Raw genomic sequence first — 15,919 nt, 5'->3', positions numbered from 1 at the left:
AGGTAGTGATTCTTCATCGGGGGCCTCGGAGCTTTCGTTCCAGCGGGTGCTCGACGAACTTGTAGAGCAGCCACGAGGCGAAGATCGAGATGACCAGGACACCGGCGTACCAGGTCAGGTTGGACCAGCCGATCGGGCCGGCCACACCGTGCTGCTCCTTGATCGCGTACAGGATCGTGGCGTGCACGAGGTAGAAGGCGTACGACCACTGGCCCAGCGCCACCATCGGCTTGCTGCGCAGCACCGACCGGCCGCCGCGGGTGTCGCGGGCGGCGACCGCGAGGATCAGGAAGCCGTATAGCAGCGTGAGGACTTCCTTCTGGCACAGGCCCATGGTGACCGCGCCGGGGACCTGCGTCGGGTGCGCACCGGAGTACCAGAGCAGGTACAGGCCGCCGCCGGTGACCAGGAACGCGAACCACACCGGGATCCGCGGCTTCCAGCCGGACCGCAGCGAGATCGCGAGGCCGATACCGAACAGGAACGCCACCGAGTGCAGCACCGGCTGCGGCAGCACCGGTACGTCGGCCTTGTAATGGAACAGCGCCAGGCGGTACGCCCCGCCCAGGACGATCACCGACACACACAGGATCAGGCCGCCGATCGTCTTCAGCCGCTGCGTGGCCCGCCAGACGAACGGGAAGTAGGCGTAGAAGAACGCCTCGACCGACAGCGTCCAGCCCGCCGGGTTTCCGCCGTACAGGACGGTCGGGTTGTTCGACCAGCCCTGGACCAGGAACGCGGACGCCACCAGCACGGTCATCGAGACCGGCTTGATCCAGGACATCCCGGCCGGCGGTTCGAACCGGTAGAAGACGAAGATCGCCAAGATCAGCGTGAGGAAGTACAGCGGGAAGATCCGGGCGAACCGCCGCCGGTAGAACGTGCTGATCTTCGTCCCCGGCTGCGACGACCAGGTGAGGACGAAGCCGGACAGCACGAAGAAGAACGTGACGCCGGACGTGCCGTACTTCAGGAAGTCATAGATCGGCAGCGGCGCCAGCTGAGTCATGTGGTGGCAGAACACGAAGAAGGCCGCCCACCAGCGCAAACCGGTGAGCGACTCGACTCGTGGCAGCCTCTTGCCGGGGCGCGGTGGACCCGCGTCGGCAGGGGTAGTGCTGACAGGCGCGCCGGGAGGTGGGCTCGCGACAGCGGCCGACCCCGGGGCTTCCTGGGTCGGCTGTGTCTGGTTCTCTTCGGCGGCCTTCGTCATGTGGTTACTCCGCGAGAGTGGAGACGACACGCTCTGCAGCGTGGCCGTCGCCGTACGGCATCGGGCGGTCCCCCGTGGGCGTCGGCCGGGCAGCCAACTCGGGCAGCTTACTCACGTCGGATGTCAACACGTTCCATCCGTCGTCCAGCGTCTCGACCCACTCGGTCTCGGTGCGCAGCGTGGTGCACACCCGGCCGAGCAGGAAGGCCTCCTTCTGGAGACCGCCGGAGTCGGTCACCACACCGGCCGAACCGAGCACGGCCGCGACCATCTCCGGGTACGCCAGCGGCTCCCGGACGTGCAGCGAACCGTCCGGACGCTCCAGCTTGATGCCGTGCTCCGCGCACTTCGCGACGAGCCGCGGGTGGGCCAGCAGCAGGACCGGCGTACCGGCCGCACCGAGACCGTCGACGATCGCGGCCAGCCGCTCCGGGTCGTCGGTGTTCTCGGCCCGGTGGATGGTCGAGACGACGTACTCACCGCGCTTGAACGGCAGGTCGAGCGGCTTGTCCGCCACCGCGTCCCGGACCCGGAAGCACACGTCGGTCATCACGTCGCCGACCAGCCGCGACCTGTCCTTCAGACCCTCGTTCGCCAGGTGGTCCATCGCCACCTGGGTCGGGGCCAGCAGCAGGTCCGCCGCGTGGTCCGTGAGTACCCGGTTGTGCTCCTCCGGCATCAGCCGGTTGAACGAGCGCAGCCCGGCCTCGAGGTGCGCCACCGGCAGGTGCATCTTCACCGCGGACAGCGTGCCGGCGAGCGTCGAGTTCGTGTCGCCGTACACCAGCACCCAGTCCGGCTTGTGCTCGTCCAGTACGGCGTCCATCGCGGCCAGCATCGCGCCGGTCTGGACACCGTGGCTGCCGGACCCGACGCCCAGGTGGACATCCGGGTCCGGGATCCGCAGGTCGGCGAAGAACACGTCGGACATGTTCTTGTCGTAGTGCTGCCCGGTGTGCACGATCACGTGCTGGTGCCCATGTTGCTCTTGCGCCGCGGCAAAAGCCTCCGCGACCGGCGCCAGCTTCACGAACTGCGGGCGCGCCCCGACAACGCTCAGAACCTTCATGGTTACTGGGACTCCCCGGCGACCTTGACGGTTCGATCCTCGGCCGCCGACTGCAGAACGGCCTCGGCCACCTTCACGGTGGTCAGACCCTGCTGCAGCGTGACGATGTCCGCCTCCTTGCCGAGCACCGCGTCGCGGAACGCCTCGTGCTCGGTGCGCAGCGGCTCCGGCTTGCTGATCGCGTACCGGATCATGTCGCCCTCGCTGACACCGCGGAAGTGCGCGACGTCGTCCCACGCGGTGGCGACCGTGCCGTTGGAGTGGAAGGTCAGGTCGGCGAGCAGGGTGTCGGCGATGAACGCGCCCTTCTCACCGGTGACGACGGTGAGCCGCTCCTTCATCGGGGACAGCCAGTTGACCAGGTGGCTGGTGACGGTGCCGTCGGCCAGCTTGCCGGTCACCGCGATCAGGTCCTCGTACTGCCGGCCCGACTTGTGGGCGCTCTGCGCGGACACCGAGACGAACGGCGACTGGGTCACCCAGGCGGTCAGGTCGATGTCGTGGGTGGCCAGGTCGAGCACCACGCCGACGTCGGCGATCCGGGCCGGGAACGGGCCCTGGCGGCGGGTGGTGATCTGGTAGATGTCGCCCAGCTCGCCGGCCTCCAGCCGCACCCGCAGCGCCTGCAGCGCCGGGTTGTACCGCTCGATGTGGCCGACCGCGCCGACCAGACCGGCCGCCTCGAACGCCTTCGCGATCTCGGTCGCCTCGGCCGAGGAACCGGCCAGCGGCTTCTCGATCATCGCGTGGACGCCGGCCTCGGCCAGCGCCTTCGCGATCTCGGCGTGGTACTGCGTCGGCACCGCGACCATGCAGTAGTCGAGCTTCTCGGCGATCAGCTGCTCGATGGTCTCGTGCACCGGACGACCGCCGGCCACGTTGAACTTGTCACCGCCCGGGTCGGCGACCGCGACCAGGTCGACGCCCTCGAGGGACGCCAGGACGCGGCCGTGGTGCCGGCCCATCATGCCCAGGCCGATCAGGCCCGCACGCAGGTTCGCCATCTCACGCACCCGCCTTCGCCACGGTGTTCACCGCGGCCACGATCCGGTTCAGGTCTTCCTCGGACAGCGAGGGGTGGACCGGCAGCGAGAGCACCTCGGCCGCGGCCTTCTCGGTCTCCGGCAGGTCCAGCTCACGCTGGAACGACGGGAGCCGGTGGTTCGGGATCGGGTAGTACACGCCGCAGCCGACGCCGTACTCGGTCCGGAGCGCGTTCGCGAAACCGTCGCGGTCCTCGGTCACCCGGATCGTGTACTGGTGGTACACGTGGGTCGCCTCGGCGGCCACCGCCGGAACGGCGACACCCTGCAGGTTCGCGTCCAGGAAGGCCGCGTTCTCCTGCCGCTGCTTGGTCCAGCCGCCGACCTTGGTCAGCTGCACGCGGCCGATGGCGGCGTGCAGGTCGGTCATCCGGTTGTTCAGGCCGACGACCTCGTTCTCGTACTGCTTGAGCATGCCCTGGTTGCGGAACAGCCGCATCCGGCGCTCGAGGTCGGCGTTCGCGACCGAGTTCATGCCGCCCTCACCGGACGTCATGTTCTTGGTCGGGTAGAGGCTGAACATCGCGAACTCGCCGAAGGTGCCGACGGGCGCGCCGTTCCAGGTGGCGCCGTGGGCCTGCGCGGCGTCCTCGTAGATCTGGATGCCGTGCTTGTCCGCGATCGCCTGCAGCGCGGTCACGTTGGCCGGGTGACCGAACAGGTGCACCGGCATGACGGCCTTGGTCTTCTCGGTGATCGCGGCCTCGACCGCGACCGGGTCCAGGCAGAAGTACGTCGGCTCGATGTCGACGAACACCGGGGTGGCCCCGGTCAGCGCGACGCTGTTCGCGGTCGCGGCGAAGGTGAAGGACGGGACGATGACCTCGTCACCCGGTCCGACCCCCGCGGCCAGCAGGCCGAGGTGGAGACCCGACGTGCCCGAGTTCGTCGCGACGCAGGCCCGGCCGGAGACCAGCGCTGCGCCGAACTCCTGCTCGAACGCCGCCACCTCAGGACCCTGGGCGAGCATGCCGGACTGCATGACACGGTCGACAGCCTCGCGCTCCTCCTTCCCGATGATCGGCTTCGCGGCCGGAATCGGCTGCACCATCAGTTCTCCTCCTGTGCTTCATCGGCCGGCCGCAGCCGTCCGTCGGTTTCGATGTACATCTCGCCCGTGTTCGGGCACTTCCACTCGCCGTCCCCGACGGAGAGCAACGGAACCCCGGCCTTGCCGACCCACTTGAGCCGGCGCGCCGGGACCCCGGCGACCAGCGCGAAGTCTGGCACGTCCTTGGTCACCACTGCACCCGCGGCGACCGTGGCCCAGCGGCCGATGGTGACCGGGGCCACGCACACGCTGCGCGCACCGAGCGAGCAGCCTTCCTTCATCGTCACCCCGACCGGTTCCCAGTCGTGCCCGCTCTTCGGCGACCCGTCCGGGTTCACCGCGCGCGGGAAGTAGTCGTTGGTGAGCACCACCGCCGGGCCGATGAACACGCCGTCCTCGAGGGACGCCGGCTCGTACACCAGCGCGTAGTTCTGGATCTTGCAGTTGTCGCCCATCCGGACCCCGGTCCCGACGTAGGCGCCGCGGCCGACGATGCAGTTCTTGCCGAGGACCGCGTTCTCGCGGATCTGGGCCAGGTGCCAGACCGACGAACCGTCGCCGATCTGGGCGCTGTCGTCGACGTCGGCGGAGGGCGCGATGCGGGACGTCACAGGGTCTCCTTCTGGGTCAGCCAGGTTTTGAGTACTTCGGCCGAGCGACGTCCGTCGTGCAGCTCCGCCACGAAACCGGGACCGGCGGCCGCCCGCTCGGCGGCGGCGTCACGATCCGCGATCAGGCCGGTGACGACATCACCCAGGGTGTCGGGATCCGCCTCCACGATCGGCACCTCTCGCCCGGCCAGACTACGCACCCGGTGGCGCACCGCGTCACCGACGTACGAAACCACGATCCGCCCGGCTGCCAGCGCTTCCGCGGCTGCCACGCCGTACAGGCCGATCCGGAGCTGATCGACAACGATGTCGGCGTCACCGATGACGCTCGCCATCTGCACGTGCGGTACGCCGGTGATCCGCCGGTACTCGACCGCGCCGCTGTCGTGCAGCCGGGTCAGGACCGTGTCGATCTCCTCGGTGCCCTTGAGTTTCGCGTTCGAGGGAACGTGCGCGACGACCGGCTTCGCACCCGAGAACAAGGGTCGCGCGGCTCGCTGCCAGGGCACCGGGTCGATCGCGACCGGCAGCCACTGGGCGTTCGGTACGTCGTCCAGCAGGTCGACCGTGGAGACGAAGACCGGAAGCTGCAGCGACTCGACCAGCTCGGCGTGCCGGCGGGCCTGCGGCTCGAGACGGTCGGTCAGCTCGTCACCCGGGGTGAATGGCGACCAGCGCTCGCGCTGCGCGTGCCGGCTGGGCAGGCGGATGTCGGAGCCGTGGAAGAGCAGGCTCACGTTGATGCCCTTGGCGAGCATCGTCTCGATGTCGGCGGACGCGTCCGCGACGCCGCGGGCGCCGAAGAGCGGACGCAGCGACTCGACCATCACGTGCGTGTAGTTCTCGACGACGTACTGCTCCTGGGCGCGCTGCCAGCGCGGCTGGCCGAACCAGGCCAGCGGTACGCCGTAGTCGTTCTTGAACTGGAACTGGCCCTTGCGGTGCAGGGAGAACGCGACGGCGCTGACGTCCGGCAGGGTCTTGGCGGCCTGTGCCCAGGCGTGGCCCTGACCGGCGGAGTTGGTCGGTCCGACCAGCATCCGCACCGGTGTCGTCGCTGCCGGCGGGAACGCCGGCAACTGCGCATACGAGTACCGCAAGCCCCGCAGGCGCCGCCGGACCGCTCCAGCGGTCCGGGCCAACGGCGCCGGCAGGTGCTCGCGGATCGTCATCGTCGTCGTGTCACCCATTACGCAGAAGGGGCCTTCATCATGTCGAGTTCCCGGCGGGCGGCCGGCAGACCGAGCACGACCGGGGTGCTGGCCTTTCGCTGGCCGAGGTTCCAGCCGGCCCAGATGGCGCCGGCGTCGAGCGCGATCACGACGTCGGCCTGGTCGATGGTCGACAGCACGTCGCGACGGCTGAGCACCCGCTCCCAGTACGTCTTCCCGAGATCGCTGGTCGCCCGCTGACCACGCAGGAACTTCACCGGCGCCGACGTCTTGATTGCCTTGGGCAACATCCGCCCGGCCACCTTCTTCGCCTTCCGCGCGCGCCACTCCACGGCCTTGACGACCCGCTTGGCCCCGGTCGGCTTCGGCTTCGGTGGCGCAGCAGGTGCAGCCGGAGCGGGAGCAGGCTTAGGTGCAGGCTCCTCGGCAACCGGAGCAGCACTCTCAACCTCTGCTACTTCTTCCTCCACCACCGGCGCAGCCGGCATCCGACCTGGACCGATCAGCGTGAAGCTGTTGACCTTGTCGGCCACCCAGGCGGACGGCGCCACCCAGCCGACGACGTCGATGGTGATGTCTTGATCGCCGAGATCCTCACGGACCTGGTCGAAGTACGTCGGCGGCAGCTTGCGCGTGGACAGCAGAACGACGTTGCTCATGCCGCTACCCCCTTCACAGAAGCAGCCAGCGACTCGATCCGCGGATCCAGCTGCAGGTCCCTCCGGTACGACGCACCGAACTCGCGCGCCTTCGCCCGGATGCCCTCGTCCGCGGTGCGGGCCGCGTGCGCCGCCTCGATCAGCGCCGCCGCGATCGCCTCCGGCGTCACGTCCGCGACCGGGAACCACAACGGATGCCCACGCAGTACGTCGGACGCCGCGTTCTCCGGGTCGTGCACCGACACCACCGGCAACCCGGTGGCGAGGTACTCGAACACCTTGCCGCTCGTCACGTACCGGCCCTTGCCCAGCATCAACAGCTGCGCGTCGAACTCGTCGTACGCCTTGGCGATCTCCGCCTTGCCGACCGGGCCCTCGTAGCTGACCCCGTCCTCGGTGGCGGCGTTGATCGTCGCGAGCATGTCCGCCCGCGGCTGCGCGTAGTACCCGAGGTAGCCGTAGATCTTCGCCTTCGCGCCGGCGAGCTCCTCGGACTGCTCCTTGGCGAGCTGCCAGCCCTTGACGAAGTCCGCGAGCGGCACCTTCGGCGACACCGTTCCGACGTACCCGAAGACCAGCGGCCGGTCGGTGACCGCGCCCCGGTCCTGCGTGTCCGGCACCAGGTCGGGGTCGAAGCCGTTGGCGACGGTGTGCATCTTGCTCGCCTGCGCCGGGTAGAGCTTCTCGTGCCAGTCCTTGATCGGGTCGTTCACGAACCAGACCTCGCGCGCGGACTCGACCAGCTTCTTCTCCCACTTGGCCGCGCGGCTGTTCGGCTCGTGCAGCCGGTCGCCGGTGAACACGTCCAGCAGCCACGCGTCGCGGTAGTCCATGACGTACGGCACCTGGAACTTCTTGTGCAGGTGGTACGCCGCGGTGAACGCGACGTGCGGGTTGGCGGTGGCGACCGTCAGGTCGACCTTGTTCGCCTGGTGGATGCGCTCCGCGGCCTTCTCGATCACCGAACGCCACGGCCCGTAGCCGCTCTCCGGGAACGGGATCTGGTCCTGCTTCGTGCGCCACTTGGCCCAGAGCTTCGGGTTGGACGCCCGGCGCTTGGACCAGCGCCGCAGGTCGGCTTCGAGAATCGGCCACTCGAACGGGACCCGGACGACCTCGACGGACGGGTCGACCCGCTCCTCGAGGGTCAGGTCCGCGCCGGTGAACCGGAAGAACGTGTCGCGGTCGGCCGTCAGCACGGTCACCTTCCAGCCGAGCGCGGCGAACCGGTTGGCCGTAGCCAGGGCCCGGTAGACACCGCCGCCACGGCAGGGCGGGAAGCCCCAGGCGACGTACAACAGGTGTGGGCGGTCGGTCATGCAGGTCCTCTTAGCAGGTTGAGAATCGCGTCGGCCAAATCGTCGTACGGCGTAGTCGTGGGCAGATGGTCCGCCGCCCACTGCAGCGCGTGGTCGCGCAGCTTCTCCAGCTCACCGGGATCCGCGGACCAGCGCCGCAGGGTCTCGGACGCCTCCGCCACCGAGTCCACCAGGACTCCGCCACCGGACTCCTCGATCACCTTGGTCTGCCGGGGCAGCCGGGTGGAAAGCACGGGAAGACCGCTGGCGAGGTACTCGTAGATCTTGGACGGCATCGCTTCCACGAACGCCGGGGTCGGCTGCAGCATGGCCAGGCTCGCCCAAGCTCCCTTGGTGAGCTGCCACGCGTCCGCCGGTGGCTGGCGCCCGTGTAGCCGAACCCGACCGGTCAGGTCGGGCTGTGCGACGCGGGCCTCCAGTTCGTCCCGGTCCGACGGTGCGACCGGGCCGATCAGGTCGAGAGACCAGTCCGGCGCCGCGGCGACGGTCTCGACCATGTCGAACAGTCCACGGCTCCTGCGCAGGTCCCCGACGTACACCGCACGCGGTGCGCCGGTGGGCGGGGACGGGGCCAGGAAGCCGCGGTTGGGAAGGTTCTGCACCACGATGCGGTGCTTCGCCTGATGCGGTGCGAGGTGCGAGTCGGCGACCACGGTGAGGTCGGCGCCCGCGGCCAGCTTCGACCCGGCGCGCACGATCAACCGGGCCGGCAGACCCGCCGGCCCCTGCGCCCAGGCGCGATCGGCGAGCAGCCGCTCGTAGTCCTCGTGCACGTCGACCACGAACTTGCGTCGCCGCAGCGTGGTGACGAGCCGCGTGACCGGGATCATGTCCGGGTCGACGGTCATCACCACCTTGGCGTTGGTCCGCCACGGCAGTACGGCGGTGCGGGCCAGCCGCTGCACCAGGTTGCCGCGCGGTCCGGCGTGCACCACAGCACCCGCCGGTCCGCCGTCGGCGTCGCCGAGGCCCCACAGCTCGACCGACAGATCACGATGCTGCAGGGCAGCGGTGATCTTGTGCAGGCGCGCATCGGCCACGTCGTGGCCGGTCGTGATGATCCCCACGTCCGGCGCGGTGCTGCGTGACATTGGTCAGAGGTCCTCGAGTGAGACAGCTTCTGCTTCGCCGACCTGCAGGAACTTCGTGTAGGCCTGGATGACCTCGTTCGGCTCGCCGCGCATCATCAGCTTGCCCTTGTGCAGCCAGATGCAGTCGTTGCACAGCTCGCGGACGCTGCTCATCGCGTGGCTGACCAGGAACATCGTCCGGCTGTTGGTGACGAGTTCCGACATCTTGGCCGCGGCCTTGGTCTTGAACGACGCGTCACCGGCGGACAGCGCCTCGTCGATCAGCAGGATGTCCGGATCCATGTGCACCGCGACGGAGAACGCCAACCGGCTGAACATGCCGGACGAGTACGTCCGCATCGGCATCTCCATGAAGTCACCGAGCTCGGCGAACTCCGCGATCTCCTCGTACCGCGCCTCGATCTCCTTGCGGCTCAGACCCGCCGCGAGTCCACCGAGGACCACGTTCTCCTTGCCGGACAGGGCGGCGTTGAAGCCGACGCCCAGCGACAGCAGCGTGGAGACCCGGCCGTGCACCTCGATCCGGCCCGAGGTCGGCGGCAGGATGCCGGCGACCGCGCGCATCAGCGTCGACTTGCCGGCGCCGTTCGCGCCGATGATGCCGATCGTGGTCCCGTGGTTGACGTCGAACGAGACGTTCTGGACGGCCTTGACCTCACGGACCGCCCGCTCGCCGCGACCGAAACGCACCAGGGCGCTCTTGAACGTCGGCACCCGCTCGAACGTGGTCCGGTAGGTGATGGACACGTCCTGCACCTTGACGGCCGGAATGTCCGAAGGGCTCTTCTGCATCGGCTTCTTCTCAGTGTCAGAGACGGACAACGAACTCACGCTCCCTCGACATGAAGAACAGCGAGCCGATCACGAAGGCGACGATCGCCCAGAACCCACCGCCGGCCCACATCTGCCACTTCGGGATGTCGCCGCGGACCAGCAGGTCGGCCCAACCGCCGATCAGGGGGTACAGCGGGTTGTACTGGATGAAGCCCTTGAACTTCGCCGGGGCCTGCTCGGCGAACCACAGCACCGGTGACAGGTACAGCCAGATCCGCACGAAGTACGGCAGGAAGCTGGTCGTGTCCCGGAAGTACACCTGCAGGGCCGCGAAGATCATGCCCATGCCGGCGGCGAAGACCGTCAGCATGATCAGGAACACCGGGGCCAGCAGCATCGCCCAGTGGAAGGGCTGCCGCATCGCCAAGTGGATGACCAGGTAGACGCCCAGGGTCGGCAGGAAGCGGAAGAACGCCGTCCGCACCGCGGACAACGGCAACAGCATCCGCGGGAACGACTGGTTCATCAGCAGCTTGCCGCCACCGACGACGCTGGCCGCACCAGCAGTCATGGCACCGGAGAAGTAATAGAAGGCGAAGAGGCCGCCGCACATGTGCGCGAACCGCTCGCCGGCATCGATCTTGGAACTCCCACCGGCGATGATGTCGACCAGTAGGTAGTAGACCGCTGCCAGGAGCAGTGGGTTCAGCACCAGCCACACCTGGCCGAAGAAGGTGTTCGTGTTGGCGGCCCGGATGTTGGTCCGGGACATCTCCGCTGCGAACTCCCGCCGCTGCCACAGCGCCTTGAAGTACGGGCGCAGTTTCGGCAGGCCGACCTTGTGTGGTTCGTACACGTGCACCGACGGGTTGAACTCCTCGTCGACGCTAGTCGCGTTCATTCAGGCGATGCCTCTCTCTGCCGGAAAGTTGGATCCACGATGGCCGACGCAGACCGGGAAGCAGAGTAGCGGATCGACACGGACGCCGACGACACAGCGGTCCTCCTTAGTGAGCAACGACGTACGGACGGCTACCAAACGTCGTACCCCGCTGCATCCACAACACCTGCGTCGTCCCTCGCCGATCGTTATCCGGAATATACATTTGACAGCCGGGGACGACCAAAACGCCTTCCAGCCAAGTCAAATCGCGGTCAATTCACGAAGTACGACGCTACCCCGCCGCGCGAAGTTGACGTGACCTGTCACACCGGCCGCGTGACCAGAGAGGTCAACGGGACCGGGTGTTACGGGCGGGACCCCAGGAAGTGCGTCCTGGCCGGGGCGTGCCGGGCGGCGGACGTGACACGCAACATCACATCCGCGCTCCCCATGGACAGCCTCACCATCCACGGAGCACCCTTCAGCACCCCCTGGGGTTCCACCGTCGATCCGGGAGCACGTCCGCAGTGGGCGGGAGCGGACAGCCGCGCCGGATCGGGCAGCACGATGACCAGGGCGGCGGTCATCGCGCCTCGAGTCCGTCCCCAGAGGTGCTGCGTTCGCCGGCAGGTGCGCGCAGCAGGTGTGGGGACGGACCGGAGACCGCAGGAGGACAGCGCCTGCCGGGATCCCTGCAAGGACCCGCGGGCGCTGGGGACGGCGGCACCGGTACGGTCGGCGGCACAGGGCGGAACCGGTCGCATCGGGCACTCCTCCTCATCGGCCTCACGATTGGAGATGCCACATTTTGTACACCCTCCAGCACAGCCAGTGATGGCACGGAAGTGCGAGGGCACCGATGCGCCGGGATCGAGACCCAACCGAAACAGGCTCCGCTGACGAGACAGCCAACTCAGGCCAGAATTGGAACAGCAGCCCGGCGGCGCTCAGGTGGTCCGTCGCCGGGCTGCTGGACCTCAATTCTCGCTCACGACTGCGCGGAAATGGTGGCCAGATGGTGACACGGCACAAGAATGCTGACAGGACAACAAATATCGCTGCGTGCATTGACGTCGACACGTTCAGTGCCGACGCCTCTGGATCGCCCCGTCTAGGCTGGAGGGGCGGTAGCGGACGGTGACAGCAGCCGGAAGGGAGGGGAGCGTAGTGAGCACAACGGACACGGAGCGTGTCGGCCATTTGAAGGTGCTCGGGCTCAACGACGACGAGATCAAGGTCTACCAGCATCTGCTGCGGACCGGCCCGTCGTCGATCACCGAACTAGGTGAGGCGGTCCCCGACCGCGAGCACTCGATCGACGCCACCCTGGGCGGCCTGGTGCAGGCCGGCTTGGCGAGGCGCTCCGGTTCGGACCACTCGCGCTACCTCCCGGTGCCGCCGGACGCGGGCCTGGAGGCGATGACGCTGCGCCGCGAGTCCGAGCTGAAGCAGGCCCGGATCGAGGTCCTGAACGCGTACGACGAGTTCCGCCGGACCGTGCACAACGAGTCGACCACGCACCTGATCGAGGTCGTCACCGGCAGCGCGATCGTCGAGCGGATCCACCAGATCAAGAGCGGCGTACAGCGCGAGATCCTGGCCATCGACTCCCCGCCGTACTACATCGGCGGACCGAACCAGGAGGAGATCGACCAGCTCCGCCGCGGCGTCTCCTACCGGGTCGTGTACTCGCCGGAGTCGGTCGAGGTGCCGGGCTACCTGACCGAGAACATCCTCCCCTGTGTGGAGGCCGGTGAGCAGGCGCGGGTGCTACCCGACGTACCGGCGAAGCTGACGATCATCGACGGCGCGATCGCGTTCGTGTCGATGTCCGCGCGCGACACCGACGTGAACCGATCGCTGCTGATCATCCGGCCGAGCAGCCTGCTGTCCGCGCTGATCGGGATGTTCGAGCTGTGCTGGCGCAACGCGCTGCCACTGCACGCGTCGGTGGGCGCCGAGGACGACCGCCTGGAACCGATCGAACGCCGCCTACTGGCCCTGCTGGCCACCGGCGCCGCGGACGACACCATCGCCCGCACCCTCGGCATCAGCCGCCGCACGTTCTTCCGCTACCTGGAACGCCTGATGAACCGCACCGGCGCCAGCACCCGCTTCCAACTAGCCCTCCACGCCGCCCGCGAGAACTGGTTGTAGAGCCTCTCAGGCCTGCGCTGGGATGAACTCCTTGGCGACGACCTCGGCGATCTGGGCGGTGTTGAGGGCCGCGCCCTTGCGGAGGTTGTCGCCGCAGACGAAGAGTTCCAGCGCGTTCGGGTCGTCGAGCGACTTGCGGATCCGGCCGACCCAGGTCGGGTCGGTGCCGACCACGTCGGCCGGCGTCGGGAACTCGCCCTCGGCCGGGTTGTCGAAGAGCAGCACGCCGGGAGCGTCCCGCAGTACCTCACGGGCGCCGTCGGCGTCGACCTCCTGGACGAACCGGGCGTGCACCGACAGCGAGTGCGTGGTGACGACCGGGACCCGTACGCAGGTCGCGGACACCTTCAGGTCCGGCAGGCCGAGGATCTTGCGGGACTCGTTGCGAACCTTCAGCTCCTCCGACGACCAGCCGTCGTCCTTCAGCGAGCCGGCCCACGGTACGACGTTCAGCGCCAGCGGAGCCGCGAACGGGCCGAGGTCGTTGCCGACCAGGCGCCGGACATCGCCCGGCGTGCTCCCCAGCTCGCGGTTGCCGGCCACCTTGGCGAGCTGGTCGTACAACGTGTCGATCCCGGACTGCCCGGCACCGGACGCGGCCTGGTACGACGCCACGACGAGCTGCTCGAGCTCGTAGCGGTGGTGCAGAGCGCCCATCGCGACGATCATCGACAGCGTCGTGCAGTTCGGGTTGGAGATGATGCCCTTCGGCCGGTTCCGGGCCGCCTCGGCGTTCACCTCAGGGACCACCAGCGGTACGTCGGGATCCATCCGGAACGCGCCGGAGTTGTCCACCACGACGGCGCCCTTGGCGGCCGCGATCGGCGCCCAGTGCGCCGACACCTCGTCCGGTACGTCGAACATCGCGACGTCGATCCCGTCGAAGGCTGCGTCGCTGATCGCGACCACCTCGACCTCCTCGCCGCGGACCTTCAGCCGTTTACCCGCGGAGCGCTCGGAGGCGATCAGCCGGATCTCGCCCCAGACGTTCTGCCTGGTCGAGAGCAAGGTCAGCATCACCGACCCGACGGCGCCGGTCGCACCGACCACCGCCAGGGAGGGCAGACCCGTCCGGTCCTCGATCGTGTTCTCCACAGCGCTCACAGGGGTCACCGTCCAGTTCCTCCGTACACGACAGCCTGGGTGTGCTCGTCGTCCAGGTCGAATGCGGTGTGCGCCGCGGTCACGGCGGCGTCCACCAGGTTCTCGTCCACGACGACCGAGATCCGAATCTCCGACGTGGAGATCATCTCGATGTTCACGCCGGCGTCGGCGAGCGCGGAGAAGAACTTCGCGGAAACGCCCGGGTGCGAGCGCATTCCGACACCGACGACGGAGACCTTTCCGATCTGGTCGTCGTACAGCAACTGCTCGTAGCCGACCTCGTCCTTCATCCGCGCCAGCGCGGACATCGCCCGGGCGCCGTCGGCGCGGGGCAGCGTGAACGAGATGTCGGTGCGGTTCGTGGCGACCGCCGACACGTTCTGCACGATCATGTCGATGTTGGTGTCGGCACCGGCGACCGTCTCGAAGATCCGGGCCGCCTCACCCGGCTTGTCGGGTACGCCGACCACGGTGATCTTGGCCTCGCCGCGGTCCTGCACGACGCCCGAGATGATCGCCTGTTCCATCTGATCCAGTTCCTTCGCATCGACGACCCAGGTGCCTTCCTTCTGCGAGAAGGAGGAACGCACATGGACGGGGACGTTGTAACGCCGCGCGTACTCGACGCAGCGCAGGTGCAGCACCTTGGCGCCGCAGGCAGCCATCTCGAGCATCTCCTCGTAGGAGATCTTCGGGATCTGCTGGGCGGCCGGCACGATCCGCGGGTCCGCGGTGAAGATGCCGTCCACGTCGGTGTAGATCTCGCAGTAGTCGGCCTCCAGCGCGGCGGCCAGCGCGACCGCGGTGGTGTCGGAGGCGCCGCGGCCCATCGTGGTGATGTCCTTGGTGTCCTGGGCGACGCCCTGGAAACCGGCCACGATCGCGATGTGGCCCTCACCCAGCGCATCCTCGATCCGGCCCGGCGTGATGTCGATGATGCGCGCGTTGCCGTGCGCGGCGGTCGTGATCACGCCGGCCTGCGAGCCGGTGAAGCTGCGGGCTTCGTACCCCAGGTTGGCGATCGCCATCGCCAGCAGCGCGGCGGAGATCCGCTCACCGGAGGTGAGCAGCATGTCCAGCTCGCGCGGCGGGGGCAGCGGAGAGACCTGCTGGGCCAGGTCCATCAGTTCGTCGGTGGTGTCGCCCATGGCGGAGATGACCACCACGACGTCGTTCCCGGCCTTCTTTGTCGCGACGATCCGTTGGGCCACGCGCTTGATGCAATCGGCGTCGGCGACCGAAGAACCGCCGTACTTGTGTACGACGCGTCCCACAGTGTTTCTCCTCAAACCACTGGTTGCGGTACGCCGTGCGGCGTTGCACCAGGCGTAGTCGTTCGGTTCATTCTAGCCGTGACCTGACCGTTGCCTACCGGCTGACCAGCAACCGGTCAGCGGCACTTGTCCATATAAGTCTTCGCTGAAATACTGTACCGGTGCACGCGTTCGACATTCTCGGCGACCCGGTCCGGCGCCGGATCCTGGAGCTGCTCGCCGACGGCCAGCTGCCGGCCGGCAGTATCGCCGGCACGATCGGCGCGGAGTTCGGCATCAGCCAGCCGGCGGTGTCCCAGCACCTGCGGGTGCTGCGTGACAACGGGTTCGCGACCGTGACCGTCGACGGCACCCGTCGTCTGTACGCCGTCGACCCGGAACCGCTGCGCGAGATCGACAGCTGGCTGGACCGGTACCGCAAATTCTGGACGAACCGGCTCGACGCCCTGGAGACCGAACTGCACCGCGGCCGCCGGTCATAACCTTCGAGGCATTA

General features: G+C 68.3%; 15 protein-coding genes. 2 read left to right on the top strand and 13 right to left on the bottom strand.

Annotated elements, in window-relative coordinates:
- Nucleotides 1–13 precede the first annotated feature (13 nt).
- The 11 genes from ACLJOO_RS20820 to ACLJOO_RS20770 are packed head-to-tail and all read right to left on the bottom strand — an operon-like array spanning nt 14 to nt 10,906.
- Complete coding sequence (locus ACLJOO_RS20820; RefSeq protein ID WP_410788871.1) at nt 14–1,216, bottom strand: acyltransferase family protein; 1,203 nt, start codon at nt 1,214–1,216, stop codon at nt 14–16.
- A gap of 4 nt (nt 1,217–1,220) precedes the next feature.
- Nucleotides 1,221–2,285, bottom strand: coding sequence for a non-hydrolyzing UDP-N-acetylglucosamine 2-epimerase (gene wecB, locus ACLJOO_RS20815; protein WP_410788870.1), 1,065 nt, complete (start codon nt 2,283–2,285; stop codon nt 1,221–1,223).
- Between the two features lie 2 nt (nt 2,286–2,287).
- On the bottom strand, nt 2,288–3,289 hold the full coding sequence (locus ACLJOO_RS20810; protein ID WP_410788869.1) for a Gfo/Idh/MocA family protein: 1,002 nt from the start codon (nt 3,287–3,289) through the stop codon (nt 2,288–2,290).
- A 1-nt stretch (nt 3,290) separates the two neighbouring features.
- On the bottom strand, nt 3,291–4,382 hold the full coding sequence (locus ACLJOO_RS20805; protein ID WP_202874001.1) for a DegT/DnrJ/EryC1/StrS family aminotransferase: 1,092 nt from the start codon (nt 4,380–4,382) through the stop codon (nt 3,291–3,293).
- On the bottom strand, nt 4,379–4,990 hold the full coding sequence (locus ACLJOO_RS20800; protein WP_410788868.1) for an acyltransferase: 612 nt from the start codon (nt 4,988–4,990) through the stop codon (nt 4,379–4,381). Before ACLJOO_RS20800 ends, ACLJOO_RS20805 begins: the two co-directional genes overlap by 4 nt.
- The gene (locus ACLJOO_RS20795) at nt 4,987–6,180 is read right to left on the bottom strand and encodes a hypothetical protein (protein ID WP_410788867.1); all 1,194 of its coding nucleotides are present in this window, start codon (nt 6,178–6,180) and stop codon (nt 4,987–4,989) included. The genes ACLJOO_RS20800 and ACLJOO_RS20795 overlap by 4 nt, the downstream gene beginning before the upstream one ends.
- Nucleotides 6,180–6,821 (bottom strand): hypothetical protein, encoded by a 642-nt coding sequence (locus ACLJOO_RS20790; RefSeq protein ID WP_410788866.1) that lies wholly within the window; start codon nt 6,819–6,821, stop codon nt 6,180–6,182. Before ACLJOO_RS20790 ends, ACLJOO_RS20795 begins: the two co-directional genes overlap by 1 nt.
- Complete coding sequence (locus tag ACLJOO_RS20785; protein ID WP_410788865.1) at nt 6,818–8,140, bottom strand: glycosyltransferase; 1,323 nt, start codon at nt 8,138–8,140, stop codon at nt 6,818–6,820. The genes ACLJOO_RS20790 and ACLJOO_RS20785 overlap by 4 nt, the downstream gene beginning before the upstream one ends.
- Nucleotides 8,137–9,231, bottom strand: a complete 1,095-nt coding sequence (locus ACLJOO_RS20780; protein WP_410788864.1) for a glycosyltransferase — start codon at nt 9,229–9,231, stop codon at nt 8,137–8,139. Before ACLJOO_RS20780 ends, ACLJOO_RS20785 begins: the two co-directional genes overlap by 4 nt.
- Nucleotides 9,232–9,234: 3 nt before the next feature.
- Nucleotides 9,235–10,023, bottom strand: a complete 789-nt coding sequence (locus tag ACLJOO_RS20775; RefSeq protein ID WP_130386923.1) for an ABC transporter ATP-binding protein — start codon at nt 10,021–10,023, stop codon at nt 9,235–9,237.
- A gap of 16 nt (nt 10,024–10,039) precedes the next feature.
- Nucleotides 10,040–10,906 carry an ABC transporter permease gene (locus ACLJOO_RS20770; RefSeq protein WP_410788863.1) on the bottom strand — a complete coding sequence of 289 codons (867 nt, stop codon included), beginning with the start codon at nt 10,904–10,906 and terminating at the stop codon, nt 10,040–10,042.
- A gap of 1,149 nt (nt 10,907–12,055) precedes the next feature.
- Between ACLJOO_RS20770 and ACLJOO_RS20765 the strand changes: the two genes are divergently transcribed.
- On the top strand, nt 12,056–13,045 hold the full coding sequence (locus tag ACLJOO_RS20765; RefSeq protein ID WP_410788862.1) for a helix-turn-helix domain-containing protein: 990 nt from the start codon (nt 12,056–12,058) through the stop codon (nt 13,043–13,045).
- Nucleotides 13,046–13,051: 6 nt separating this feature from the next.
- Here ACLJOO_RS20765 and ACLJOO_RS20760 read toward each other — a convergent pair whose 3' ends face one another.
- On the bottom strand, nt 13,052–14,158 hold the full coding sequence (locus tag ACLJOO_RS20760; protein ID WP_410788861.1) for an aspartate-semialdehyde dehydrogenase: 1,107 nt from the start codon (nt 14,156–14,158) through the stop codon (nt 13,052–13,054).
- Nucleotides 14,155–15,423: an aspartate kinase gene (locus ACLJOO_RS20755; protein WP_131292797.1), complete on the bottom strand. Its 1,269-nt coding sequence runs from the start codon at nt 15,421–15,423 to the stop codon at nt 14,155–14,157. The genes ACLJOO_RS20760 and ACLJOO_RS20755 overlap by 4 nt, the downstream gene beginning before the upstream one ends.
- Nucleotides 15,424–15,584: 161 nt before the next feature.
- Here ACLJOO_RS20755 and ACLJOO_RS20750 point away from each other — a divergent pair, with 161 nt between their 5' ends.
- A complete protein-coding gene (locus tag ACLJOO_RS20750; protein ID WP_410788860.1) occupies nt 15,585–15,905 on the top strand; it encodes an ArsR/SmtB family transcription factor in 321 nt (106 codons plus the stop codon).
- The last annotated feature ends 14 nt before the right edge of the window (nt 15,906–15,919 follow it).

Source organism: Kribbella sp. C-35 (assembly GCF_046549195.1).
Taxonomy (GTDB): domain Bacteria; phylum Actinomycetota; class Actinomycetes; order Propionibacteriales; family Kribbellaceae; genus Kribbella.
This window is presented reverse-complemented; position numbering and strand designations above follow the sequence as displayed.